Raw genomic sequence first — 23,157 nt, 5'->3', positions numbered from 1 at the left:
TTGGCTAGACTTGGGCGCAATCAGGCGGGAAATCGATTCGATGCTGACCGCTTGGGGGATGGGAAAGCGCCCCGGGCGCAAAAAGAACAAGGGGACAGGCACCGCACATGAGTGACATCGACGGATTGCAACAGCGGCTCACTGCCGCGATGGACCGGATCGCGACGGGTCTGGGTGGGCTGGATGCCGCCGGAGCCGAGGATACGGCAGCGCTGCAGGCGGCTCTTGATGATGAAAAGGTGGCGAACGCCCAGCTGACCGAACGGGTGCGCAAGCTGTCCGAAAGCCAGGAGAGTGCTGCCGCCGAAGCAAAGGCTGCCGCCAACGCGGCCCGCGCGCAGGTCGAAGAACTTGATCTCGAACTGCAACGCTTGCGCAAAGCCAACGAACAATTGCGCGAGTCGAACGCCGCGCTCCGCACCGCGAACGAGGAAGGGGTGGGCGAGCCGCACCTCATCAACAAATCCATGATGGCCGAGCTTGAGGGCCTGCGCGCCGCCCGTGCTGCCGACGTGGCCGAGGCCAGCAGCATCATCACTGCGCTGACCCCGCTGCTTGATCAGCTTGAAGCCCCGGAAGAGGAGGACGCCGATGCCTGAGGTCACAATCAATATCGGCGGGCGCCCGTTCCAGGTGGCCTGCCAGGAGGGCGAGGAAAGCTATCTGCATGCCGCCGCGAAAATGCTGGATGACGAGGCCCAGATCCTGGCCGATCAGGCGGGCCGGATGCCCGAAGCGCGGATGCTGCTCATGGCGGGCCTGATGCTGGCTGACAAGACCGCAAGCGTCGAGGACCGCGTGGCCGAGGTCGAGGCAAAATTGGCAGAGCGCGAGGCTGAATTGGAAGGTCTGCGCACCATGGGTGCGCCGGAGCCTGAGCGGATCGAGGTGCCTGTGGTGCCCGAAGCCGTCACCGAAACGCTGGCCGAGCTGGCCGCGCGGGCCGAAGCACTGGCGGCTGAGGTCGAGGAAAAGACCGCCAGCTAAGTACCTCGATCAGCGCTGATCCAAAAGAAAGCCGCGCCCCGATGGGACGCGGCTTGTTTCATTCTTGGTAAGGCGCAGGTGCCCTGCGCCTGGCCCGGCATCAGCCGTTGGCTTCGCGGATCTTGTCGGCAGCGTCCTTGTCATAGGTCACGCCGTTTTCGTCGAAAAGCGTGTCCAACTCGCCCGACAGCGTCATCTCGGTGATGATGTCGCAGCCGCCCACGAACTCGCCCTTGACGTAAAGCTGCGGAATGGTGGGCCAATCGGAGAAATCCTTGATCCCTTGCCGGATCTCTTCATCGGCCAGCACGTTCACGTCCGTGAAGTCCACGCCCATGTAGTTCAGCACACCCGCCACGCGGCTGGAAAAGCCACACTGGGGCATGGACTTGGTACCTTTCATATACAGCACCACGGGGTTTTCCTTGATCGTGTCAGTGATCCGGCTTGCAGCGTCGGTCATGTCATTTGCCTTTCTTCTGGAAGGCGCGGTGGAACCGCGCGGCATAGGTTTCGTCTTCGGGCATCGCACTCACATGGGTGCTGGCGTGCGCCGTGTACGTGTCGTGTTTTGAGTTTGAGGTGCGCACCGTGTTTGCACGCTCCAATGCGTCGTTCTTGCGGTTCACGCGGTCGACCAACGCCATGTCCGTTGCCTCCATGCCAAGTGGCACAGACCTGTCTTGACCCATCTCATCTCGCCCGGGTCGACGCGCCGCCAGCGGCCGACGCGCCTCGCGCGTGAACGCGCGTTGGATGAGAGAGAACAGCCCCATCAAGGCGCTTTCGTCGTAAGGGCTAGCGCGTGCAGCTCCCCATGGCTGCCATCCATCTTGCCCTTGAGCGCCTTCGTCACCGCCCGGTGCTGCTGCACCCGGTTCATACCGGCAAAGGACGCATCAATCACCTCCGCAGAATAGTGGTTCCCGTCACCGGCCAGGTCGGTGATGGTGATCTTGGCGTCGGGAAAGCTTTCGCGGATCAAATCTTCGATCTCTTGCGCTTGCATGGGCATGAATGGTGTCTCCGGCAGGTCTTGCTCCAAGATGTAGGCCGCAGGTCGGGGGCGTGCAAGCACAAGCGCGCGCAAGGACATGTGCTTTAGGCGGGGTTGTCTTCTTTCCGGCCGCATGACTACCTTTCAAGCGGGAGAAGATCAGCAAAAAGTGGAGCCTCACATGCCGTCGGTTGAGACCGCACCGGAACAGGCACTCGACTGGGTCAAGGCGGGCAAGGGCGCGGCCCTGGCCACCGTGATCGAGACCTGGGGCAGCGCGCCGCGCCGGGCCGGGGCGCAGATGGTGGTGTCGGGGACGGGCGACATGATGGGCTCCGTCTCGGGCGGCTGTGTCGAAGGCGCTGTGGTGGTCGAGGCGATGGAAGCGCTGGAGGACGGCGCGCCACGCTTGCTGGAATATGGCGTCAGCGATGGCGACGCCTTTGCGGTCGGTCTGGCCTGTGGCGGTACGATCAAGATCCTCGTAGAGCCCGTAGGTGCCGCCATGCCCCAGGACACGCTCGAAGCGCTAGTGCAGGCGCGGGCGGGTCGCGACCAGGTCGCCTACGTGGTCGACACGGATACATGGGACCGGCGGCTGGACCATGACGGCCACACGGCCCGGTTTGCAAAGGACCGCACGGGGATGGAGGAGGACGGCAAAACCTTCGTCGCCATCCACAACCCGCCCCTGCGCCTCGCCATCGTGGGCGGTGTGCACATCGCGCAAGCGCTGGTGCCTATGGCAAAACTCGCAGGTTACGACCCCTACATTATCGATCCGCGCGACGCCTTCGGCTCCGAAGCCCGCTTCCCTGGCGAGCGAGTGATCAACGACTGGCCGGACGAGGCGCTGCAAGAGGTTGGCGTCGATGCGCGCACCGCCCTGATCCTGCTCACCCACGATCCCAAACTGGACGATCCGGCGCTACACATCGCGCTCAACTCTGACGCATTTTACATTGGCGCGCTCGGCTCCACCCGTACCCATGCCAAGCGCGTCGCACGGCTGCAAGAAGCCGGGTTCAGTGCCGACCAGATCGCCCGGATCAAGGGGCCCATCGGCCTCGACATCGGCGCGGCGAGCCCGCCCGAGATCGCCGTGTCGATCCTCGCCCAGATGATTTCGACCCTCAGGCAAGGCGCATGAAGTTCGGCCCACGGCCCGCAGGTGGGGCGACTGGCACGATCCTCGCCCATTCACTTGCAGGCGGCACGGGCCGCGTGCCCAAAGGGACCGTGCTGACGCCGGATGATATCGCCAATTTGCAGGCGGCTGGTCACGACACGCTGATTGTGGCGGCGCTGGATCAAGGTGACATCGAAGAAAACACGGCCGCCCAAAGGCTGGCTGCGGCCGTTGCGCCTGAGCCTGAGGCTCAAGGCTTGCGCATCAGCGCAGCAGGGGCAGGGCGGGTGAACCTCTATGCGACAGGGCCGGGCATTGTGGCGCTCGACGTTGACCGCATTGCGGCCATCAACAGTGTCGATCCGATGATCACGATCGCCACCGTGCCCCCGTTCCACCGCGTGGACAAAGGCACCATGATCGCCACGATCAAGATCATCGCCTACGCCGTGCCGGAAGCGGCGCTGGACCAAGCAACACAGGATGCGGCTCATGCCATGCGGGTTCTGCCCCCGCGCTATGCGACCGCGACACTCATCGAAACACAGGTCGGTAATGCCGAGCCTTCCAGCAAAGGCCGCGCCGCTCTGACGGGTCGGCTCGACCGACTGAACGTAAGCCTCAGCTCCCGCGTGATCGTGCCCCACCGCGACGCGCCGCTGGCCCAAGCGGTTGAAGAGGCCGTGGGCGATTTCATCTTCATCCTGACTGCCTCCGCCACCTCCGACAGCCACGACGTTGCCCCCAATGCGGTGCGTGAAGCCGGGGGAACCGTCACCGCCTACGGTATGCCCGTTGACCCAGGCAACCTGCTGTTCTTTGGCGCGTTGGGTGCCAAACCTGTCATTGGTCTGCCGGGCTGCGCCCGCTCACCCGCGCTGAATGGCGCCGACTGGGTGATGGAACGGTTGATCTGCGGTGTAGAACTGACGCAGGCGGACATCTCTCGCATGGGGGTCGGTGGACTGCTCAAGGAAATCCCGACGCGGCCCCGCCCGCGCGACGGCTAAAGCCCTGCAACATCTTGCACTTCGCGGATGCGGCGAAGATTTCTGTTCTCAAGTGCCGTGGCCCATGCTTAACTCCCCATAAACAAGAATGCCAAAAGGGAGGATGCCATGGCACAGGTCTCGATGACCGTGAACGGAAAGGCTGCGTCTGGCGAGGTTGAGGGGCGCACATTGCTGTCGTCCTTCCTGCGCGACCAGCTGATGCTGACAGGAACCCATGTGGGCTGCGACACGTCGCAATGCGGGGCCTGTGTGGTGCATGTGGACGGGCAGGCGGTGAAGTCTTGCACGATGCTGGCGATGGAGGCTGACGGGGCCGACGTCGCGACCATCGAAGGACAGGCCAATGCCGACGGCTCGCTGAACGTGATCCAACAGGCGTTTCAGGATCATCATGGCCTACAATGCGGCTTCTGCACGCCCGGCATGGTGATGTCGGCGGCAGCGCTTCTCAAAGAGAACCCCAAGCCGTCCGAGACAGAGGTGCGCGAATACCTCGAAGGTAACATCTGCCGCTGCACGGGCTACCACAACATCGTCAAGGCGATCATGGCGGCATCCGGTCAGGACGTGTCGGCCATCGCGGCCGAATAGACCCAAGCATTCCGCAGCCCGGATATCCTTCCGGGCTGTCAGTCAGCAGGCGCGCGGGGAGGCGCGCCACGCCAACAGGAGGAATAACAACATGCCAAAAGACGGAGGCATCGGCGCCAGCAGCAAACGGCGCGAGGACGTGCGGTTCCTGACAGGGGCCGGGAACTACACCGACGACATCAACATGCACGGGCAAGCCTACGTGCATTTCCTGCGCTCAGACATTGCGCACGGAACGATCACCAACATCGACACGAGTGCCGCGGCATCCATGCCCGGCGTCGTGCGCATCTTCACTGGCTCGGACTTCGAAGGCGTGGGCGGCATGCCCTGCGGCTGGCAGGTCACCGACAAGCACGGCCAACCGATGCAGGAACCGGCCCACCCGATCCTGGCCCAGGGCAAGGTGCGCCACGTGGGCGAACCCATCGCCGCTGTCGTGGCGGACAGCCTCGCAGAAGCGCGCGATGCGGCAGAAGCCATTGTCGTGGACATCAACGAACTGCCCGCCGTCGTGGACATGAAGGCGGCTCTGCAAGACGGCGCCACCAAGGTGCACGACGATCTCGACAATAACCTTTGCTACGACTGGGGCTTTGTCGAAGAAAACAAGGACGCCGTGAACAAGGCGTTCGAGGACGCGGCGCATGTGACCAGCCTGGAACTGGTCAACAACCGCCTCGTCGCCAACCCGATGGAGCCGCGCGTGGCCGTCGGCGACTACGCCCGCGGCACGGACGAGTCGACGCTCTACACCACGTCTCAGAACCCGCACGTGATCCGGCTCCTGATGGGCGCCTTCGTTCTCGGCATCCCCGAGCATAAGCTGCGCGTCGTGGCTCCGGATGTGGGCGGCGGCTTCGGCACGAAAATCTTCCACTACCAGGAAGAAGCATTCTGCACCTTCGCCGCCAAAGCCTGCAACCGTCCGGTCAAATGGACGTCCTCGCGCACCGAGGCGTTCATCTCGGACGCCCATGGCCGTGACCACGTGACCAAGATCGAACTGGCGCTGGATGCGGACAACAACTTCACCGCGATCCGCACGGAGACGCATGCCAACATGGGCGCGTACCTGTCCACCTTCGCGCCGTCCGTGCCCACATGGCTGCACGGCACGCTGATGGCCGGAAACTACAAGACCCCGCTCATCTACGTGAACGTCAAGGCGGTGTTCACCAACACCGTGCCCGTCGATGCCTACCGCGGCGCGGGCCGTCCCGAGGCGACGTTCCAACTGGAGCGCGTGGTGGACAAGGCCGCGCGCGAGCTGGGCGTCGATCCCATCGCGCTGCGTCGCCAGAATTTCATCACCGAGTTTCCCTATGCCACGCCGGTCGCAGTCGAATACGACACCGGGGACTACCACGGCACCATGGACAAGCTCGAAGAGATGGGCGACTTCGCCGGTTTTGCAGCCCGCCGGGCGGAAAGCGAAAAGAACGGCAAGCTGCGTGGTCTGGGCGTGAACTGCTACATCGAGGCCTGTGGCATCGCGCCGTCGAACCTCGTGGGGCAGCTCGGCGCGCGCGCGGGTCTCTATGAAAGCGCGACTGTTCGGGTGAACGCCACGGGTGGTTTGGTCGTGATGACAGGTTCGCACAGCCACGGGCAGGGGCACGAGACGTCCTTTGCCCAGGTGGTGGCCGAGATGATCGGTATCGACGAGAACATGGTCGAGATCGTGCATGGCGACACCGCCAACACGCCGATGGGCATGGGCACCTATGGCTCCCGCTCCATCGCGGTGGGCGGCTCGGCCATGGTCCGCGCGACGGAAAAGATCATCAACAAGGCCAAGAAGATCGCCTCGCACCTTCTGGAAGCCTCCGAAGCGGACATTGAGCTGAAGGATGGCGCGTTCTCCGTCGCTGGCACCGACAAGTCCGTGGCCTGGGGCGATGTGACCCTTGCGGCATACGTCCCGCACAACTACCCGCTCGAAGACATCGAGCCGGGTCTGGAGGAAACAGCGTTCTACGATCCGTCGAATTTCACATATCCGTCAGGGGCTTATGCCTGTGAAGTTGAAGTGGATCCGGACACCGGCAAGGTGACCATCGAACGGTTCGCGGCGGCGGATGATTTCGGCAACATCATCAATCCGATGATCGTGACCGGACAGGTGCACGGTGGTCTGGCGCAGGGGATCGGGCAGGCACTGCTCGAAAACTGCGCCTATGACGAAAACGGTCAGCTTCTGAGCGCGTCCTACATGGATTACGCCATGCCGCGTGCGGACGATCTGCCGATGTTTGACGTGGATCACTCGTCGCAAACGCCCTGTACGCACAATCCGTTGGGAGTGAAGGGGTGTGGCGAGGCCGGGGCCATCGGCTCTCCGCCGGCGGTGGTCAATGCCGTGGTCGATGCGCTGCAATCGGCGGGCAAGGATGTGACCCATATCGACATGCCATTGTCGCCGGATCGCGTTTGGGCGGCGATGAACGGCTGAATGGAGCTGAATGGAAATGGCGGGATCGGGGGCCAGCCCCCGAACCCCCGGAGTTTATCTGGCAAGATGAAGAGGATCATGTTGCCGACAGGAAGGAACTGAAGATGTACAACTTCGAGTTTGAAAAACCCGGTTCAGTCGCCGATGCAGTCGCAGCGCTCGGGGCCGATGACGCGCAGGCACTGGGGGGCGGGCAGACACTGATCCCAACGCTGAAGCAGCGTCTGGCGATGCCGACGAAGTTGGTGAGCCTGAAAGGCATTGCCGAGATGCAGGGGGTCTGCACCGGCGACGATGGCGCGATCTGCATCGGCGGGGCGACCAGCCACGCCACCGTCGCGGCAGAGGCGGGGGCCTACCCGGCACTTGCAGCCACAGCGGCCCATATCGGGGATCCCGCCGTGCGCAACCGTGGCACCATTGGCGGATCCCTCGCAAACAACGACCCGTCCGCCTGTTACCCCGCTGCAGCGCTTGGATCCGGCGCCACCATCGTGACGAACACGCGCGAAATCGCGGCGGACGACTATTTCCAGGGCATGTTCACGACTGCGCTGGACGAGGGTGAAATCATCACCGAGGTCCGCTTCCCCGTTCCGGAAAAGGCGAACTATCAGAAGTTCGTCCAGCCCGCTTCGCGCTTTGCGCTCGTCGGGGTCTACGTGGCCAAATACGCCGACGGCGTGCGCGTCGCGATCACCGGGGCCAGCAATGACGGCGTGTTCCGCTGGACGGAGGCCGAGGCGGCGCTGTCGTCCAACTTCTCGCCCGACGCCGTTGACGGGCTGAGCTTGAGTGGAGACGACATGATCAGTGACCTGCACGGCACGGGCGATTACCGCGCGCACCTGTGTGGCGTGATGACCAAGCGGGCTGTCGCGGCTGCGGCCTGACACGGGCTCGGAAAACTCGAAAGGCTCGGGCGCGTCCCGGGCCTTTTGCATGTCTGGGAAGGGGCACGGATGCCGTCACATAGGGACATAGAACGCTGGCACGCGCCTGTGCGGGCGCGGAGCCTGACGGTTGCGCATGGCGGGCTTGTCTACGCGGTGGCCTACGACCCGGACGCCGCGCAGGGCATCACCGCGCAGACCACCAACGCCTTGGCATTTCTTGATGAACGTCTGGCCGAGGCTGGCAGTGACAAATCGCGATTGTTGCAAGTCACCATCTACCTGCAGGACATGACCATGAAACAGGACATGGACGTCGTCTGGACCGCATGGATCGGTCCACCTGAGAACTGGCCCCAGCGGGCGTGCATGGGCGCGGATATCGGGGACAACGGCACCACCTTAATCGAAATCGTGGCGATTGCCGCACAGGCTTAGCGGCTCAGATCGACCCGGCCTCGACCATGAAGTTGTTCGCGGTACACATCGCTGCATCGTCGGAAGCCAACCACAACACCATCCGCGCCACGTAAACCGGATCAATCAGATCCGGCAGGCACTGGCGCGCGCGATGCGCCTCCAACGCCTCGGGCGTCGCCCACAACTCCTTCTGCCGATCCGTCATGATCCAGCCCGGCACCACCGTGTTCACGCGGATGCGGTGGTCGCCCAGGTCCCGCGCCATGGTGCGCGTCAGCCCGTGCACGGCGGCCTTGGCCGTGGTGTAGGCCGGAAAGCCGCCGCCAGCTTCCCACCAGGAATTTGACCCGAGGTTGATAATAGATCCGCCGCCCGCATCGATCATGCCGGGCGCGACCGCCTGAATGGCAAAGAACATGTGCCGCAGGTTGGTCTGCATCCGCTCGTCCCAGTAGTCCGGCGTTACGTCTTGCCAGTTGTGCCGGTCGTCACGCGCCGCGTTGTTGACCAGCACGGTGAACGGGCCGACCCGACTTGTAAGGTCCGCGATGGCCGCCCGCGTCGCGTCGATGTCGCGCAGGTCGCACAACGCATGGGCCGCTCCGGTCTCGCTGCTCACGTCCGTTGAAGCCTCTGCATCCCGGTCCAGAAAACCAACCCTGGCGCCTTGCTCCGCAAACGCCTCGACCGTCAACCGACCGATTCCCGAGGCGCCGCCCGTGATCAGCACAGACGTGCCTTCAAGGCTGGGATAACGTGCGAATTCTGGCATGGCTCATCTCCGGTTGATGCGTCCCCACCTTGTCTTGTGCCGCCACGCAGAGGTCAAGACACAGACAATTGCACAAGATGTCAGCAAATCACCGCCATGGGTCGCCACTTTTGAGCATGATCAACGGGAATTGCGACGGTCCATGCTATCCTGCAACCATCAGTGGAGGAGACAGCATGGCTCAGACAACCAGTACCAAATCCAGGTCGAAGGACAAATCCGACGCCACGGGCACCATGATTGATGCAATGGCCAATTGGCAGGCGGCGGGTTTGGGGGCGTTGAACTGGTTCAACGCGTCAACCATTGAACGCATGGGCGACATGGGGGCAGAATGGATGACCTTCGTGGCCGAACGTGTGCGGGAAGACGTTGCACTGCAACACGGGCTCCTGCACGCCAAGTCCCCGGCGGAAGTGCAGCAATTGCAAATGCGGTTTCTGCAAAAGGCAATGGACCAGTACAGCGCCGAGACGGGCAAGATGATCGAGATGAGTTCGAAACTGTTCGAAAATGATGATGACGAGGCGGCAAGCGACAACGTCAACGTATAGGCCCAACGTCCGCTGCACGCCGGCGCCTCGTCGGCGGGTTGTGGCACAACGAAGTCCTACAGGGGGGCTTGGCAAAGAAAAAAAGGCGCTGCCGTAGCAACGCCCCCTGAATGGGTTTGGATTTGGTCAGCCCTTTTGCGGAAGCGGGCCGATCATCATGACCATCTGGCGACCTTCCATCTTGGGGAAGTTTTCGACCTTACCGATCTCTTTCGTGTCCTCGGCCACGCGTTCCAGCAGCTCACGGCCCAGGTTCTGGTGCGCCATCTCGCGGCCCCGGAAGCGTAGGGTGACCTTCACCTTGTCTCCGTTTTCGAGGAACTTGAAGACGTTGCGCATCTTCACGTCGTAGTCGTTGGTGTCGGTGTTGGGGCGGAACTTCACCTCCTTCACCTCGATCACCTTCTGCTTCTTGCGGGCCTCGCTCTCGCGCTTCTGCTGTTCGTATTTGAATTTGCCGAAATCCATGATCTTGCATACGGGCGGATTGGCATTGGGCGAAATCTCAACCAGGTCCAGCCCGGCATCGTCGGCCATGTCCATGGCGCGGGCTGGGCTGACGACGCCTACGTTTTCGCCATCGGCGCCAATCAGGCGGATTTCGGGGGCACGAATCTTGTCGTTGACGCGCGGGCCGGTGTCGCGTTGCGGCGGCGCGTTGTGGGGTCTGCGAGCGATGGTGGTCGTCCTTTGATCGTTCAAAAATGTGAGGCCGGAAAATAGCCCTTGGCCCGGTTTTCTTCAACCCTATGAATCGGCCATCCTGCGCCGAAATCTACGATTTTCCCCCTTGAACCTTTTCATCGCGTTCCGCATCTGACACCCCAAAGCCAACAGGCGGTCACGGGGGGTGGCCGCGAGACGTACAAAGGATAGCGCAATGAGAAATCTGATCTGGATTATCGTGGCGGTTTTGATCGCGGGCGGAGCGTACTTGCTCTATTCCGGCCAGACCCCGCAAGAGGTTGCGACGCAGGCCGCAGATGCCGTGAGCGCGCCCGAAGCGCTCGACAGCGCGAGCGATGCAGTGGGTGAAGCCGTTGAGGCAACGGAAGAGGCGGTGACAGACACCGTAGATGCCGCAACCGCTGCCGGGGAAGAGGCTGCCACCGCGGTCGAAGATGCGGCCACTGGGGCCGTTGACACCGCATCCGAAGCGGCTTCCGACGCTGTCGAAGGCGTTCAAAATCTGGCCGAGGATGCGGCGACAGCGGCAGATGAAGCAGTTGACGCGGCAACAGACGCAGCCAGCGCAGCCGTTGAAGACGCAACCGAGACCGTCAACGATGCTGTCTCCGCCCTCACCGAAGGTGCATCTGACGCGACCGAGGCAACAACGGATGCTGCCACCGATGCCGTTGACGCGACAACTGACACGGTCGCGGAAGCCGCAGACGCAGCAAGCGACGCCGTTGATACGGCTACGGACGCTGCAGACGCGACTGTTGACGCAACAACAGAAACGGCAACAGACGCCGCCGAAACCGGCTCGGATGTAACCGAAGAAGCTGTCGATCAAGCTGCCGAAGCTGCAACCGACGGCACGGAAGACGTCGCCAGCGCTGGCGGCATCGCGGATCTGCTGACTGTCGAAGGCTTCGACTTCGACCGCGTGGCCGAGATGATCGACAATTCCGAAGCGCTGAGTGTCGTGCAGAAAAGCACGCTCAAGGCCGGGATCGAACAGGCGCAGAACAACCCCGAAGTGCTGCAAGGGCTTCTGGATCAGCTGAAGCAGGCGATGGGCCTCTAAGCACACCATCTGCTACCACGTTCAAGGCCGCGCCCCAGCTCCGGAGCGCGGCCTTTTTCATGCGGTACAAGCGCATTTCAGGTTGTGCACATGATGCAGACCGCCCAACTCTGCGACATGCAAGCCGACACCCGCCTTCTGGCCCAATTCGCCGTCACCGAACCCGAACATGTGGCCGACACACCGATCGCATCGATCTGGCGCGTCAAGCGGGCGGATGGCACGCTCGCCTGCCTGAAACGGTACAAGGATGATGATCTGCGGGATGAGGCGCCCGGATTTGATCTGCTGACGGCTCAAGCGGGTCTTGGTGCGGTCCGCATCTACCAAAGGCACGAGGCCGCGATCCTGATGGAGTGGCTCGACGGGCCCTCGCTGGGCGACATGGCGCGCAACGGTGATGATGCCGGGGCCACGAGGATCCTGGGTGAGGTCGCGCAGCGGCTGCACAGCGCGGAATATTCACCGCCGCACAGCCTCGATCCGCTGCCCAACCGGTTCAAGGCGCTCTTTTCGGCAACCTTCACGCCTGGTTGTCCATCTCACGTCCAAGCGACCGTGCAGGCTGCACGCAAACTGGCGAAGGACCTACTGGCCCGTCAAACGAATATCCGCCCATTGCACGGCGACTTGCACCACGACAACGTGCGCGCCAGCGCGCGGGGCTTTCTCGCCTTCGATGCCAAGGGAGTGCTGGGTGAGCCGACCTTCGAACTGGCAAACGCTTTTCGAAACCCGCTCGGGTCCGATGCTCTCTTTTCCGATCCTGCGGTGATCCTGCGGCGGGCAGCACAGTGGTCGACTGCCCTGAACGTGACCCGAAGCCACATGCTGTCATGGGCGGCGGCTTACAGTGCCTTGTCGCTCAGCTGGACGCATAAATCCGTCTTTGGTCCAGACGTGGCCAAGGACATGACACTGATCGACACGTTCCTGACCCTGATTGCACAGGATCAGGACATGTGACGCGGGCAGAGCGCGTTAATCGAGAAACGCTTTTTCAACCACGTAATGCGCGGGCTTGGAATTCGCCCCTTCTTCCAGCCCGTATTCCTCGAACATCTCCTTGAGTTCGAGGTTGAAGGCCAGGTTGCCGCAGATCATCGCACGGTCGCTTTCCGGGTTCAGCGGCTCTACACCTAGATCCTTGAACGCTTCGCCCGACTTCATCAGGTCGGTGATGCGGCCCATCTTCGGGCTCTCTTCGCGGGTGGTGGTGGGGTAATACTTGATCTTCTTCCAGAACCCTTCGCCGATCACCTCGTTCAGAAGCTCGTCATGCTTGAGGCTCTCGATCAGGTCGCGGCCATAGGTCAGCTCACCCACCTCGCGGCAGGTATGGGTGATGATGACCTCGTCATAGTCCTCGTATGTCTGTGGCTCGCGCAGGAGCGACGCAAAGGGGGCAAAGCCTGTGCCCGTGGCAAAGAACCAGATGCGCTTGCCCGGCAGCAGTGCGTCATGCACCAGCGTGCCCACGGGCTTCGGGCGCAGGATAATCTCGTCGCCCGGCTGGATGTGCTGCAGTTTCGAGGTCAGCGGACCGTCTTGCACCTTGATGGAATAGAACTCCAACTCCTCGTCCCAAGAGGGCGACGCAATGGAATAGGCGCGCAAGAGCGGCTTTTGCTTGCCCGTCTCAGGGTGCGGGTCGCCCATCAGGCCGATCATCACGAACTCGCCCGAGCGGAAACGCAAGGACGCAGGCCGGGTGCAGCGGAAGCGGAACAGGCGATCGGTGTAGTGTTCGATCTCTGTCACCGTCTGGGCGTCGGGCAGGGTGGGCGTGGCCTTGACGGCGGTTGTCTCGTTCACGGGGCTTTGCTCGGTCATGAATGTGTCAACGCAGGTTTACACCCGCGCCTCTCTATTTGGGAAGATTTTTTGCGATTGATAAGGGCGCGAATGGTCGCGCGCCTTGATATGCGTCAGTTTGACGGAACGTCAGCGGCTCGGATCAAAGATCGGCTTAGTGATTGGACGCTCCACGCAGCCGGGCCTGGTAATCATGGCTCTGCCAATCGGCGCGGAACTGCCACTGGTCCTCGGGTTGGCGTGCGGCCAGCGCCTGGCTGATCTCGACCTCGTCAAAGCCTGACCGGCGGGCCATGGCGTACTGATCCGAGATCACATGCCCCTTGGCCCGCAACCGGCCCTGAAAGCCGCGCAGGCGCAGCATCCGGGCAATGGTGAACCCGCGCCCATCGGCAAAGCTGGGGAAATCCACGCGGATGATGTCCGCGTTCAGCGGGATCTGGTCGGGGTCTGCATCGCTGGGCACATCCAGCGCTGCCGCATCATTCGCCGCCTCACCCAGCGGGGTATAGCCCGCATCCCATGTGTCCGGGCCAAAGCCCTGATCGGTCACTACGATTGTCATGTCTCTTGTCCTACTCTCACGAGTTTGCCGTCAACGAAGTGGATCCCACATTCGTCCTTGTCCTGATCCCGCCAGCGCCCCGCGCGCGCATCTTCCCCCTCGGCCACGGGTGAGGTGCAGGGCGCACAGCCGATGCTGGGATAGCCCTTGGCCACCAGCGGGTGCCGTGGCAGGCGATTTTCATCCATGTAATCCCGCACGTCTTCGGGCGCCCATCTTGCCAGCGGGTTCACCTTGATCCGACCAGTCGCTTCCTCGACCTCGAAAAATTCGAGGCTCGTCCGCGTCGCTGACTGATACCGTTTCCGCCCCGTCATCCAGCCGCCATAGGGTGCCAGCGCTTTCTGCAGGGGCACGGTCTTGCGCAGCGCACAGCACGCATCGGTGTCGCGCGTGTGCAGCGTGCCGTCCGGGTCGTGGGCGGAAATGTCATCCGCACGGATCACCGTCATGTTCTCCAGCCGCAGCCGCTCTGCGACGTCCTGCTGGTAGACCAGCGTCTCGGCAAACAGCATCTCGGTGTCGATAAAGATCACCGGTACGTCCCGTTTCACCATCGCCGCTAAGTGCAGCAGCACCACGGACTCCGCTCCAAAGCTCGACACCAGAGCGATGTCCGGCACCGCCTCGAACGCCGCGCGCAGCACGTCGGTGGCGCCGTGATGGGTCAGTTGCGCGTTCAGCGCGCTGACCATCACTTCGGCTTCCGGGTGGGCGGGTCCTCCGGGGGCGGTTTTTTCTGCGAAATGAAGCATGGGATTCTACTCCGCTGCCACCTTCGTCTCGGGGTAGAGGGCGGCCTTGAACGGGGCGAGGCCCGTGCGGCGGTAAGTATCGATGAACGCCTCATCCTCATCCGTGCGCAGATCGAGATAGGTGTCCACGATCCGCTCGATGGCCGGTACAACCTCTTCGGCGGAGAAGCCTGGGCCCACGCGGTCTCCCACGGTGGCTGTCTCGGTATGGTCCCCGCCCAGCGTGATCTGGTAGTTCTCCACCCCTGAACGGTCGAGGCCCAGAATGCCGATATGGCCCACGTGGTGGTGCCCGCAGGCATTGATGCAGCCCGAGATCTTGATCTTCAGCTGGCCGATGTCGTGCTCGCGCTTCAGATCGTCAAAGGCTGTTGCAATCTCCTGCGCAATCGGGATCGACCGGGCCGTCGCCAGCGCGCAATAGTCCATGCCCGGGCAGGCGATGATGTCGCTGATCAACCCGATATTGGCTGTCGCCAGCCCCTCGGCCTTGAGCGCCGAATAGATCGACGGCAGCGACGCCTTGTGCACATGCGGCAGGATCACGTTCTGCTCGTGGCTGATGCGGATTTCATCGTAGCCATAGGTTTCCGCGAGGCTGGCAATCAGGCGCATCTGCGCAGCAGACGCATCGCCGGGCGTCGCCCCGTGTTTTTTCAGGCTGATCGTGACGATGGCGTGGTCCGCATCGCGGTGCGGCGTCACGTTGGTGTCGGTCCAGGCGCGGAAGGCCGGGTAGTGCTGCAGCGCTTGTGTGTAAGGCGCAGTGTCGGCCTGCACGAAGGCGGGCGGCGCAAAATGCCCCTCGATCTCCCGCAGCATCTGCTGGTCAACACCAGAGAAGGCCTTTCGCGTCTCGACAAAGCGCTCTTCGACCAGACGGCGGATTTCGTCGATCCCATGCTCGTGCACCGTGATCTTAATCCGCGCCTTGTACTTGTTGTCGCGACGGCCGATCTGGTTCCAGACGGATACGATCGCTTCAAGGTAGGGCAGCAGATCGGCTTCGGGTAGGAAGTCGTTGATAACCTTGCCGATCATCGGGGTTCGGCCCAGACCACCGCCGACGATGACCTCGAAACCCTTCGCGCCATCGCGTTCCAACATGCGCAACCCGATGTCATGCGCTTTGGTCACGGCCCGGTCATTGGGCGAGCCGGTGATGGCGATCTTGAACTTGCGCGGCATGAACTGGAACTCGGGGTGATCCGTGGACCACTGGCGCAGCAGTTCGGCAACCGGGCGCGGGTCGGCAATCTCGTCTGCCGCCGCGCCTGCAAAGTGGTCGGCCGTCACGTTGCGGATCGTGTTGCCGGAGGTCTGGATGGCATGCATTCCCACCTCGGCCAGCGCATCCAGCATGTCGGGCACGTCTTTCAGTTCGGGCCAGTTGTACTGGATGTTCTGGCGCGTGGTGAAATGGCCATAGCCGTTGTCCCAGCGCTCTGCGATCTCGGCGAGCTTGCGCATCTTGGCGCTCGACAACGTACCATAGGGAATGGCAACCCGCAGCATATAGGCGTGCAGTTGCAGGTACAGCCCGTTCATCAGGCGCAGTGGCTTGAACTCATCCTCGGTCAGTGCGCCGGAAATCCGACGCTCCACCTGCGCGCGGAACTGGCGGTTGCGTTCGGCCAGAAAGGCTGTGTCGAACTCGGAATAGCTATACATCAGTTCGCGTCCTCATATGCGCCCGGCGCAAGGTCCACTTGCTTGCCATGGGCGTAGTTGCTGGGGCCGTTGGCCCGGAACTCTTCTCGGAAGTGCGTGGGGACGGGTTTGCCGTCCTCGACCGCGATATCCGCCAGGTAGGCACCCACGACCTCGTCCACTTGCTGCGTGGCCTCGATCAGGCGCAGGTCGGCGTCAGCTTCATCGGTCAGCACCTCGGCCTCATCCAGTTTGCGGGTCCAACCATCGACGGTCTGGTAGATCACGTCGCCCGCCAACAGGTGATTGGCAGTGACAACTTTGGGGGTGAAGGCTTTGGGCATCACTGTGCCTCCTGCATGTGGGGCATTGGAATGTCGGGAACGGCGGCAAGTGCGGCGCGGGGTGCCAAGCCGATAAAGGTGAGGGCAGGGCCGCCCAGACCGGCTTCCGTCAGCGTCGGCTCCATCTCGGCTACGGTGGTGGACAGGACCTGTTGATCGGGTCGCGAGGCGTTTTCCACGAAGGTCACCGGCGTCTCGGGATCGATCCCGTGCATCATCAGGCGGCCCTGAATGAAGCGGGCCGATTTCTTGCCCATGTAGATGGCGGCGACCTCACCGGGTTTGGCCAGCGCCTTCCAATCGTGGTCGGCAAAGCCGCGCGTGTCGTGGCCGGTCAGGAACCGAACGGAGGAATTGCGGCCCCGGCGCGTGAGCGACTGACCGATGGACGCGACCGCAGCGGAGGCGGCAGTGATACCCGGCACGATGTGATAATCGACGCCCGCTTCGGTCACGGCCTCGATCTCTTCGTCCAGACGGCCAAAGACGGTGGCATCGCCGGACTTGAGGCGCACAACTTGGCTGCCCTTGAGCCCATGTTCGACGATCAGATCGTTGATCGTCTCCTGAGGGGTGGAGGGGCCAAAGGCTTCCTTGCCCACATCGATCATGGTTGCTTCGCGGCGGGCCAGTTCGAGAATTTCCTTGGAGATCAACCGGTCGTAGATCACCACGTCCGCCTCATCCAACGCCTTGCGCGCCTTGAGGGTCAGAAGTTCCGGATCACCGGGACCTGCGCCGACAAAGGCGACATGGCCCTTGCGCGCATCGCGCATCAGGTGATCGGCTAGCAGATCGTCCAGTGCAGGCTGCACAGCCTCTTCGCCCGTGCTCATCGCCTTGGGACCGGCATTGAAGTAATAGTCGCGCCAGAAGTCACGGCGCGGACGGCCAAAGGGCAGGGCGTCTGCAGCCTTGCGGAATGCCTTGCCGATGCGGGCCAGCGTCCCCAGCGATGTGGGAAGGCGTTCTTCCAGGTCGGCCTTGATCGCGCGGGCAAGAACGGGTGCCGCCCCTTCGGTGCCGATGGCGACGGTGACCGGATCACGGTCCACTATGGCGGGGGTGATGAACTGGCTGTCGGCGAGGTTGTCTACGATGTTGACCAGCGCGCCGTCCGCATGCGCGATAGCGGCGGTGCGTTTGTCTTCGGCGTCGTCTTCGTCCGCGGCATAGAACAGGGCAGCGCACAGCGTATCGCCCGGCTCCATCGCGCGGTCGATCAGGCGCAGTTTACCGTCCGCGGCCCATGTCTTGATCTGGTCATCGGCTTCGGGCGCGAATACCGTGATATGCGCCGTCGTCTTCATCAGAAGGCGCAACTTTGCCAGCGCTGCATCGCCGCCACCGGACAGCACGATCCGGCGACCAGCAGTATTCAGGAAGATGGGAAAGTGGTTCATCTGGGCCTCGATCCGCGAAAACTGGCCCTCAATATAGGAAAATTTCCCCCTTTGGCGCTAGACAGCGGCGTAGATAAGGACGATTGTTCCATCTGTTTGCAGGCGCAGAACGCCTGTTTCCCGAATTGGAGCCCTTTGGAATGTCTGTTCGCATCGACGACGTGGATCGCAAAATTCTGGCCGAGCTGCAGCGTGACGCCAGCCAATCGCTGGATGATATCGCCAAGGCCGTTGGATCATCAAAGACCCCCGTCTGGAACCGGATTCGCAAACTGCGCGAGGCGGGCGTCGTCGGCCAGCAGACCGTTGTGCTGGATGCCGAAGCTTTGGGGTTCGAGGCCTGTTTCTTTGTCCTCATCCGCACCTCCGAGCACGAGGCCGACTGGCAGGCAAAATTCCTGCGTGCGCTTCAGGAGCGCCCGGAGGTGCAAGAGGCGCATCGGCTGGCTGGTGACATCGACTACATTCTGAAAGTGCGGGTGAAAAATGCGCGTGCCTATGACGCCTTCTACCAGGCGCTGATTTCCGAGGTGCGGGTCCACAACGTCACGGCCCTTCTGTCGATGGAAGAGATCAAGTCCACCACGATGCTCCCGCTGGAAACGTAATCCGAAAGAGCGCTACCGCGCATTTTTAATTCAGCCAGCGGTGAGGCGACGCTCTGCCTTTGACGCTGCGCAAGATTGGACGCTCTTGATAGTCTGCTGAGAGGTCGTTTAGGGCGCAGTGCGTCCTAAACGGACCTGTGCGAGGGTGATGTGAGTCGCGCCCGTGTAAAGGACAAGCCGCCTTTGGCGGTGGCCTGCGGCCATCCTTGACCCGGTCCCGACTCACGCTGTGACGATCAACCGGTCGAGTTTGTGGAAATGGTAGCTGTCGGCGTATTGGGGCTGTTCGGCGATCGTGAGGTTTGGCAACGCTTCGAACAGTATCGGCAGCGCGATCTGCATCTCGAGCCGCGCCAGCGGCGCGCCCACGCAAAAATGCAGGCCCCCGCCAAAGGCCACATGGGCGTTCTTCACCCGGCCCGGATCAAACTGATCGGCCTTGTCGAACACGGCCGGATCACGCCCCGCCGCCCCAAGCATCAGTGCAATCTCATCGCCGGGTCCAAGGCTATGCCCACCCACCTCAATCGGCTCATAAACATGCCGTGTGAACATATGCAGTGGCGGGTCATACCGCATGACCTCTTCCACACATCGTTCCGGTTGCGCCAGCGCGCCCTGCGCCCCATGCTCCGCCAGCGCCTTCACCGCATTGCCAAGGCTATGCACCGTCGCCTCGTGCCCCGCGTTCAGCAGCAGCACGCAGGTGCCGATCATCTCCTCCCGGCTCAGGGTCTCGCCCCCGTCCTCGGCCGCAATCAACTCGGTGATCAGATCATCGCGCGGATCATCGCGCCGCTCTTCGATGTAGCCGGCCAGAAAGGCCGAAAACTCACCCGCAGCCGCGTTCGCGGCGTCCTCAATGGCCCGCGTGCGACCCGCTTGATACATCGCCACCATCGCCGACGACCAGCGCAGCAGGTCCGGACCCATCTCCTCCGGCACCCCCAGCAGCCGCGCAATCACCCGCACCGGCACCAGCTGGCAATAGGTCGGGATCAGATCAAACGGCCCGTCGGGCAGCCCCGCCAGCAACTCGGCACAGATGGCCCGAATATCCCCCTCCAGCCCCGCAATCCGGCGCGAGGTGAAGGCATGAAGTACTAAGCGCCTGAGCCGCGTATGCTCCGGCGGCTCCAACTCCAGCAACGAATGCCGCTCCACCGCATCGAACTCCGCCAAATGCGGCGCAGCCGCCGCACGCCCCGGCACGGCACGGCCCAACCGACGATCCCTGAGCAGCGCATGCACCGTCGCATGGTCAAAGGCGGCGTACATCCCGTAATCCTGCCAATACAGCACCGGACCTTCGGCCCGCGCGTGGTCATAGAAGGTATAGGGATCCTGAACAAAGGCGGGGTCATGGGGGGACTGGATCAACATGGACCAACATGTCTCAGGCCCGCGCCGCCTTGGCAAGCGACAACGGGCAAGGCTAGGGTGCGCGCCATGTCGAACGGATATGTCAGACGGATCAGTGTGGTGCTGGGCTTCATCGCCCTGGTCGCGGCAGCAGCGGCCGGGGTCTGGCGCTACGGCTACTTCCAGGCACTCGACCAACTGGCGCGGCAGGGGCAATCCGACCTCGCGCTGGCCTCCGACCGGCTGACGGGGCAGCTGCAGCGCTACCGCGAACTGGCCGTTCTTGTGGCCGACCACCCCCGCGTCGCCGCCGCTTTGGCGGGCGAGGACATCACCCAGGCCGAGGCACTGTTTCTGGACATCGCGGACAAGACGGCGGCCCAGGACATCCGCCTGACGGACGCGGGTGGCCTGATCCTTGCGGCCGCACGACCCGACGTGCCGGGCCTCGACATCGGCCCGCTGGTCCAGCGCGCCGCGCAAGGGGCGCTTGGCTGGGGCAACGGGCGCACCGCGCAAGGCATCCGCGTCTTCGCCTATGCCGCGCCCGTGTTCGACAACCGGTCCGACGTGGTGGGCACGGTGGTCGTCACGGCAGACCTTGCCGGCATCGAATGGGACTGGGTCGGCTCCAACCCGGCGGTCTTCTTCACCGACGCGCGCGACCGGGTCTTCATCACCAACCGCTCCGAAATCGTCTACTGGCAGCGCTCCGAAACCGGGGCAGGGCTCAAGCCGACGGACGGACCGGCGCTGCCCTTCGACAGCTACGAGCTTGGGCGGCACGAGGTCTGGCAGCTGGGGTGGGGGCCGTACCTGCCGCAAAACGCGCTCCACCTTGTCCGTCCGCTCCCGGTCATTGGCATGACGGGCGAAGCGCTGGTGGATGTCGCCCCCGCACGCCGCCTGGCCACGCTGCAGGCCGCAGCGGTCGCCGGGCTCTGCCTCGCCTTCGGTGCGCTCCTGTTCCTCGCCACCGAACGGCGCCGCACCCTGGCAGAAGCCAACGCACAGCTCGAAGCCCGCGTGACGGAACGCACGGCCGAACTGTCGGACACCAACGCAAGCCTGAGGCGCGAGGCTGAGGAGCGGGAACAGGCGCAAGCCGCGCTGGCACGCGCACAAGCTGACCTCGTACAGGCCGGCAAGCTCAGCGCTTTGGGACAAATGAGCGCCGGGCTTTCCCACGAACTCAACCAGCCACTGATGGCGATCCAGACCTACGCCGACAACGCCCAAGCCTTCCTCGACCGGGACAAACCGGACCGCGCGGGCGACAACCTGAAGCGCATCGCGGATATGGCCCGCCGCATGGGGCGGATCATCAAGAACCTGCGCGCCTTTTCCCGGCAGGAAAGCGAACCGGCAGTGCGGGTCGATCTCGCGCAAGTGGTGCGGGACGCAGTGGAACTCACCAGACCGCGCATCCGGAACGAGGATGTCACTTTGCACCTCTCGACCCCCGACACCCCCGTCTGGGTTTCGGGCGGCGAGGTGCGGCTGGGGCAGGTCTTCGTCAACCTGATCTCGAACGCCGTCGACGCCATGGCAGGGCAGGACAGGCGCGCACTCACGATCACGGTCATAGACACATCTGTCATCATTGCGGACACCGGCCCGGGCATCGAAACCCCCGACCGCGTCTTCGACCCGTTCTACTCGACGAAAGAGGTCGGCGCGTCCGAAGGCATGGGGCTGGGCCTGTCCATCTCTTACGGCATCATTCAGGGCTTCGGCGGTGAAATCCACGGGCAAAACAGTGCAGAGGGCGCTGTTTTCACCGTCGACCTACAGCCCTGGACGCAAGAGGCGGCGGCATGACGACCAAGGTCCTGCTGGTCGATGACGACGCCGCCGTGCGCGACGCGCTGGCCCAGACGCTGGAACTGGCGGACTGCACACCGATCCCGGCAGGCTCTTTTGTCGTCGCCAAGGATCACATCACCGCCGACTTTGACGGCGTGATCCTGTCGGACATCCGCATGCCGGGCCGCGATGGCTTCCACCTTCTGGCCCACACCCGCAAGATCGACGCCGACCTGCCCGTGATCCTGCTCACCGGCGAAGGCGACATTCCCATGGCCGTACAGGCCATGCGGGACGGCGCCTTTGGGTTCCTTGAAAAACCTTGCGCACCCAATGAGTTGCTGGCCGTTCTTGAACGCGCATTGAAAACCCGCGCGCTCGTTCTCGAAAACCGCCGCCTCCGCCAACTGGTCGAAAGCGGCGACCCGGCAGCCCGGATGCTCTTTGGCGAATCCGATCTGGCCGAAGGCTTGCGCGACCGCGTCCGCCTGCTGGCCCCGCTCGAGAACGAAGTTCTTGTGACCGGCGCGCCCGGCTGCGGGATTTCCAAAGTGGCCGAGATCATCCACCTGTCCTCGCTCCGCTCCAAGGCGCCCTTTGTGAAACGCGCCGCCGCCGATCTGCGTCCCAGCGCGCTGGCCGACGCCCTGGACAAGGCCAAAAGCGGCAGCCTCTTTCTCGATGAAATCACTCAATTGCCCCACGCCAGCCAGCTTGCGCTGCTCGAAGCGCTGGAGGCGGGCGATGGCCCCCGCCTGATCGCCGGCAGCACGCGCAATCTGGGCTCAGCGGTCGAGCAGGGCGCGCTCAACGCCGATCTCTACTACCGGATCGAGGTGATGCCGATCCGCATCCCCAGCCTCTCTGAACGGCCCGAAGACATCCCGATCCTCTTTCGACACTACGTGGCCCAAGCGGCCGAGCAGGCGGGCCTGACCCCACCTGCGCTGACGCCCGATCACATGGCCGCGCTCATGGCGCAGGACTGGCCCGGCAATGCCCGCTCACTGATGAGTGCCGCCATGCGCTTTGTGCTAGGGATGCCCGAGGATGCGTCGAAAGCAGTCGATCTCGGGCTCGCCGAACAGATGGCGCGCGTCGAACGGTCCTTGCTGGTCGCCGCGCTCGGTCGTCAGAACGGCCACGCCTCGGCCGCGGCCGAGGCGCTGAAGCTGCCGCGCAAGACGTTTTACGACAAGCTCAAGAAATACGGGATTCGCCCCGAAGACTATCGGCGCTAACAGTGTGTGGTTTTCCGCACGGTGTTGCGCGGGGTAGTGCGAAA

At 63.2% G+C, this 23,157-nt stretch carries 26 protein-coding genes; 14 read left to right on the top strand and 12 right to left on the bottom strand.

Going from position 1 to position 23,157, the window contains the following annotated elements; all coding sequences use genetic code 11:
* Window positions 1-107 precede the first annotated feature (107 nt).
* Both KUV51_RS07920 and KUV51_RS07915 read left to right on the top strand, forming a co-directional pair.
* Entirely contained in the window at window positions 108-599 is a 492-nt protein-coding gene (locus KUV51_RS07920) for a hypothetical protein (RefSeq protein WP_222520994.1), read from the top strand.
* Window positions 592-987, top strand: a complete 396-nt coding sequence (locus KUV51_RS07915; protein WP_222520993.1) for a cell division protein ZapA — start codon at window positions 592-594, stop codon at window positions 985-987. Before KUV51_RS07920 ends, KUV51_RS07915 begins: the two co-directional genes overlap by 8 nt.
* Before the next feature lie 100 nt (window positions 988-1,087).
* On the opposite strand, the gene grxD is transcribed toward KUV51_RS07915, so the two are convergent.
* Genes grxD through KUV51_RS07900 form a run of 3 tightly spaced genes read right to left on the bottom strand, consistent with a single transcriptional unit; the run spans window position 1,088 to window position 2,002 of the window.
* On the bottom strand, window positions 1,088-1,450 hold the full coding sequence (gene grxD, locus KUV51_RS07910; RefSeq protein ID WP_222520992.1) for a Grx4 family monothiol glutaredoxin: 363 nt from the start codon (window positions 1,448-1,450) through the stop codon (window positions 1,088-1,090).
* 1 nt (window position 1,451) lies between these two features.
* Window positions 1,452-1,763, bottom strand: a complete 312-nt coding sequence (locus KUV51_RS07905; protein ID WP_222520991.1) for a hypothetical protein — start codon at window positions 1,761-1,763, stop codon at window positions 1,452-1,454.
* Window positions 1,763-2,002 carry a BolA/IbaG family iron-sulfur metabolism protein gene (locus KUV51_RS07900; RefSeq protein WP_222521292.1) on the bottom strand — a complete coding sequence of 80 codons (240 nt, stop codon included), beginning with the start codon at window positions 2,000-2,002 and terminating at the stop codon, window positions 1,763-1,765. The genes KUV51_RS07905 and KUV51_RS07900 overlap by 1 nt, the downstream gene beginning before the upstream one ends.
* A gap of 163 nt (window positions 2,003-2,165) precedes the next feature.
* Between KUV51_RS07900 and KUV51_RS07895 the strand changes: the two genes are divergently transcribed.
* From KUV51_RS07895 to KUV51_RS07870, 6 genes are all read left to right on the top strand, one after another.
* A complete protein-coding gene (locus KUV51_RS07895; RefSeq protein WP_222520990.1) occupies window positions 2,166-3,134 on the top strand; it encodes an XdhC family protein in 969 nt (322 codons plus the stop codon).
* A complete protein-coding gene (locus KUV51_RS07890) occupies window positions 3,131-4,123 on the top strand; it encodes a molybdopterin-binding protein (protein ID WP_222520989.1) in 993 nt (330 codons plus the stop codon). Before KUV51_RS07895 ends, KUV51_RS07890 begins: the two co-directional genes overlap by 4 nt.
* Window positions 4,124-4,231: 108 nt before the next feature.
* A complete protein-coding gene (locus KUV51_RS07885; RefSeq protein ID WP_222520988.1) occupies window positions 4,232-4,717 on the top strand; it encodes a (2Fe-2S)-binding protein in 486 nt (161 codons plus the stop codon).
* A 91-nt stretch (window positions 4,718-4,808) separates the two neighbouring features.
* A complete protein-coding gene (locus KUV51_RS07880) occupies window positions 4,809-7,172 on the top strand; it encodes a xanthine dehydrogenase family protein molybdopterin-binding subunit (RefSeq protein WP_222520987.1) in 2,364 nt (787 codons plus the stop codon).
* 104 nt (window positions 7,173-7,276) lie between these two features.
* Window positions 7,277-8,065: an FAD binding domain-containing protein gene (locus tag KUV51_RS07875; RefSeq protein ID WP_222520986.1), complete on the top strand. Its 789-nt coding sequence runs from the start codon at window positions 7,277-7,279 to the stop codon at window positions 8,063-8,065.
* 69 nt (window positions 8,066-8,134) lie between these two features.
* A complete protein-coding gene (locus KUV51_RS07870; RefSeq protein ID WP_222520985.1) occupies window positions 8,135-8,503 on the top strand; it encodes a RidA family protein in 369 nt (122 codons plus the stop codon).
* Window positions 8,504-8,507: 4 nt separating this feature from the next.
* On the opposite strand, the gene KUV51_RS07865 is transcribed toward KUV51_RS07870, so the two are convergent.
* Window positions 8,508-9,257: an SDR family NAD(P)-dependent oxidoreductase gene (locus tag KUV51_RS07865; protein ID WP_222520984.1), complete on the bottom strand. Its 750-nt coding sequence runs from the start codon at window positions 9,255-9,257 to the stop codon at window positions 8,508-8,510.
* Between the two features lie 176 nt (window positions 9,258-9,433).
* On the opposite strand from KUV51_RS07865, the gene KUV51_RS07860 reads away from it, so the two are divergent.
* Entirely contained in the window at window positions 9,434-9,811 is a 378-nt protein-coding gene (locus tag KUV51_RS07860) for a phasin family protein (protein WP_222520983.1), read from the top strand.
* A gap of 126 nt (window positions 9,812-9,937) precedes the next feature.
* On the opposite strand, the gene infC is transcribed toward KUV51_RS07860, so the two are convergent.
* Window positions 9,938-10,489: a translation initiation factor IF-3 gene (infC, locus tag KUV51_RS07855; protein ID WP_222521291.1), complete on the bottom strand. Its 552-nt coding sequence runs from the start codon at window positions 10,487-10,489 to the stop codon at window positions 9,938-9,940.
* Window positions 10,490-10,691: 202 nt separating this feature from the next.
* Between infC and KUV51_RS07850 the strand changes: the two genes are divergently transcribed.
* Both KUV51_RS07850 and KUV51_RS07845 read left to right on the top strand, forming a co-directional pair.
* Complete coding sequence (locus tag KUV51_RS07850; protein ID WP_222520982.1) at window positions 10,692-11,564, top strand: translation initiation factor 3; 873 nt, start codon at window positions 10,692-10,694, stop codon at window positions 11,562-11,564.
* Between the two features lie 90 nt (window positions 11,565-11,654).
* Complete coding sequence (locus KUV51_RS07845) at window positions 11,655-12,530, top strand: aminoglycoside phosphotransferase family protein (protein ID WP_222520981.1); 876 nt, start codon at window positions 11,655-11,657, stop codon at window positions 12,528-12,530.
* A 15-nt stretch (window positions 12,531-12,545) separates the two neighbouring features.
* Here KUV51_RS07845 and KUV51_RS07840 read toward each other — a convergent pair whose 3' ends face one another.
* The 6 genes from KUV51_RS07840 to cysG form a co-directional block, all read right to left on the bottom strand.
* Window positions 12,546-13,397, bottom strand: coding sequence for a ferredoxin--NADP reductase (locus KUV51_RS07840; RefSeq protein ID WP_222520980.1), 852 nt, complete (start codon window positions 13,395-13,397; stop codon window positions 12,546-12,548).
* A gap of 136 nt (window positions 13,398-13,533) precedes the next feature.
* Window positions 13,534-13,944 carry a DUF934 domain-containing protein gene (locus KUV51_RS07835; protein WP_222520979.1) on the bottom strand — a complete coding sequence of 137 codons (411 nt, stop codon included), beginning with the start codon at window positions 13,942-13,944 and terminating at the stop codon, window positions 13,534-13,536.
* Window positions 13,941-14,699 carry a phosphoadenylyl-sulfate reductase gene (locus KUV51_RS07830; protein ID WP_222520978.1) on the bottom strand — a complete coding sequence of 253 codons (759 nt, stop codon included), beginning with the start codon at window positions 14,697-14,699 and terminating at the stop codon, window positions 13,941-13,943. The genes KUV51_RS07835 and KUV51_RS07830 overlap by 4 nt, the downstream gene beginning before the upstream one ends.
* Before the next feature lie 6 nt (window positions 14,700-14,705).
* On the bottom strand, window positions 14,706-16,370 hold the full coding sequence (locus KUV51_RS07825) for a nitrite/sulfite reductase (protein ID WP_222520977.1): 1,665 nt from the start codon (window positions 16,368-16,370) through the stop codon (window positions 14,706-14,708).
* Window positions 16,370-16,693 (bottom strand): DUF2849 domain-containing protein, encoded by a 324-nt coding sequence (locus KUV51_RS07820; RefSeq protein ID WP_222520976.1) that lies wholly within the window; start codon window positions 16,691-16,693, stop codon window positions 16,370-16,372. The genes KUV51_RS07825 and KUV51_RS07820 overlap by 1 nt, the downstream gene beginning before the upstream one ends.
* Window positions 16,693-18,096: a siroheme synthase CysG gene (gene cysG, locus KUV51_RS07815; protein ID WP_222520975.1), complete on the bottom strand. Its 1,404-nt coding sequence runs from the start codon at window positions 18,094-18,096 to the stop codon at window positions 16,693-16,695. The genes KUV51_RS07820 and cysG overlap by 1 nt, the downstream gene beginning before the upstream one ends.
* A 140-nt stretch (window positions 18,097-18,236) precedes the next feature.
* Here cysG and KUV51_RS07810 point away from each other — a divergent pair, with 140 nt between their 5' ends.
* Entirely contained in the window at window positions 18,237-18,704 is a 468-nt protein-coding gene (locus KUV51_RS07810; protein ID WP_189368571.1) for an Lrp/AsnC family transcriptional regulator, read from the top strand.
* Window positions 18,705-18,926: 222 nt separating this feature from the next.
* Here KUV51_RS07810 and KUV51_RS07805 read toward each other — a convergent pair whose 3' ends face one another.
* On the bottom strand, window positions 18,927-20,087 hold the full coding sequence (locus KUV51_RS07805; RefSeq protein WP_222520974.1) for a cytochrome P450: 1,161 nt from the start codon (window positions 20,085-20,087) through the stop codon (window positions 18,927-18,929).
* Between the two features lie 66 nt (window positions 20,088-20,153).
* Between KUV51_RS07805 and KUV51_RS07800 the strand changes: the two genes are divergently transcribed.
* Both KUV51_RS07800 and KUV51_RS07795 read left to right on the top strand, forming a co-directional pair.
* Window positions 20,154-21,887, top strand: coding sequence for an ATP-binding protein (locus KUV51_RS07800; protein WP_222520973.1), 1,734 nt, complete (start codon window positions 20,154-20,156; stop codon window positions 21,885-21,887).
* Window positions 21,884-23,113: a sigma-54-dependent transcriptional regulator gene (locus KUV51_RS07795; protein ID WP_222520972.1), complete on the top strand. Its 1,230-nt coding sequence runs from the start codon at window positions 21,884-21,886 to the stop codon at window positions 23,111-23,113. Before KUV51_RS07800 ends, KUV51_RS07795 begins: the two co-directional genes overlap by 4 nt.
* Window positions 23,114-23,157: the final 44 nt, after the last annotated feature.

The sequence above is a fragment of the Tateyamaria omphalii genome (assembly GCF_019802125.1).
In the GTDB taxonomy this organism is placed as follows: Bacteria; Pseudomonadota; Alphaproteobacteria; order Rhodobacterales; family Rhodobacteraceae; genus Tateyamaria; species Tateyamaria omphalii_B.
Note: the sequence above shows the minus strand (reverse complement) of the source record. Positions and strands in the feature narration are given on the sequence as shown.

Coding starts and splice junctions, on each gene's coding strand:
- KUV51_RS07920 (WP_222520994.1), top strand. CDS start 108: ATGAGTGACATCGACGGATTGCAACAGCGGCTCACTGCCGCGATGGAC.
- KUV51_RS07915 (WP_222520993.1), top strand. CDS start 592: ATGCCTGAGGTCACAATCAATATCGGCGGGCGCCCGTTCCAGGTGGCC.
- grxD (WP_222520992.1), bottom strand. CDS start 1,450: ATGACCGACGCTGCAAGCCGGATCACTGACACGATCAAGGAAAACCCC.
- KUV51_RS07905 (WP_222520991.1), bottom strand. CDS start 1,763: ATGGGGCTGTTCTCTCTCATCCAACGCGCGTTCACGCGCGAGGCGCGT.
- KUV51_RS07900 (WP_222521292.1), bottom strand. CDS start 2,002: ATGCCCATGCAAGCGCAAGAGATCGAAGATTTGATCCGCGAAAGCTTT.
- KUV51_RS07895 (WP_222520990.1), top strand. CDS start 2,166: ATGCCGTCGGTTGAGACCGCACCGGAACAGGCACTCGACTGGGTCAAG.
- KUV51_RS07890 (WP_222520989.1), top strand. CDS start 3,131: ATGAAGTTCGGCCCACGGCCCGCAGGTGGGGCGACTGGCACGATCCTC.
- KUV51_RS07885 (WP_222520988.1), top strand. CDS start 4,232: ATGGCACAGGTCTCGATGACCGTGAACGGAAAGGCTGCGTCTGGCGAG.
- KUV51_RS07880 (WP_222520987.1), top strand. CDS start 4,809: ATGCCAAAAGACGGAGGCATCGGCGCCAGCAGCAAACGGCGCGAGGAC.
- KUV51_RS07875 (WP_222520986.1), top strand. CDS start 7,277: ATGTACAACTTCGAGTTTGAAAAACCCGGTTCAGTCGCCGATGCAGTC.
- KUV51_RS07870 (WP_222520985.1), top strand. CDS start 8,135: ATGCCGTCACATAGGGACATAGAACGCTGGCACGCGCCTGTGCGGGCG.
- KUV51_RS07865 (WP_222520984.1), bottom strand. CDS start 9,257: ATGCCAGAATTCGCACGTTATCCCAGCCTTGAAGGCACGTCTGTGCTG.
- KUV51_RS07860 (WP_222520983.1), top strand. CDS start 9,434: ATGGCTCAGACAACCAGTACCAAATCCAGGTCGAAGGACAAATCCGAC.
- KUV51_RS07850 (WP_222520982.1), top strand. CDS start 10,692: ATGAGAAATCTGATCTGGATTATCGTGGCGGTTTTGATCGCGGGCGGA.
- KUV51_RS07845 (WP_222520981.1), top strand. CDS start 11,655: ATGATGCAGACCGCCCAACTCTGCGACATGCAAGCCGACACCCGCCTT.
- KUV51_RS07840 (WP_222520980.1), bottom strand. CDS start 13,397: ATGACCGAGCAAAGCCCCGTGAACGAGACAACCGCCGTCAAGGCCACG.
- KUV51_RS07835 (WP_222520979.1), bottom strand. CDS start 13,944: ATGACAATCGTAGTGACCGATCAGGGCTTTGGCCCGGACACATGGGAT.
- KUV51_RS07830 (WP_222520978.1), bottom strand. CDS start 14,699: ATGCTTCATTTCGCAGAAAAAACCGCCCCCGGAGGACCCGCCCACCCG.
- KUV51_RS07825 (WP_222520977.1), bottom strand. CDS start 16,370: ATGTATAGCTATTCCGAGTTCGACACAGCCTTTCTGGCCGAACGCAAC.
- KUV51_RS07820 (WP_222520976.1), bottom strand. CDS start 16,693: ATGCCCAAAGCCTTCACCCCCAAAGTTGTCACTGCCAATCACCTGTTG.
- cysG (WP_222520975.1), bottom strand. CDS start 18,096: ATGAACCACTTTCCCATCTTCCTGAATACTGCTGGTCGCCGGATCGTG.
- KUV51_RS07810 (WP_189368571.1), top strand. CDS start 18,237: ATGTCTGTTCGCATCGACGACGTGGATCGCAAAATTCTGGCCGAGCTG.
- KUV51_RS07805 (WP_222520974.1), bottom strand. CDS start 20,087: ATGTTGATCCAGTCCCCCCATGACCCCGCCTTTGTTCAGGATCCCTAT.
- KUV51_RS07800 (WP_222520973.1), top strand. CDS start 20,154: ATGTCGAACGGATATGTCAGACGGATCAGTGTGGTGCTGGGCTTCATC.
- KUV51_RS07795 (WP_222520972.1), top strand. CDS start 21,884: ATGACGACCAAGGTCCTGCTGGTCGATGACGACGCCGCCGTGCGCGAC.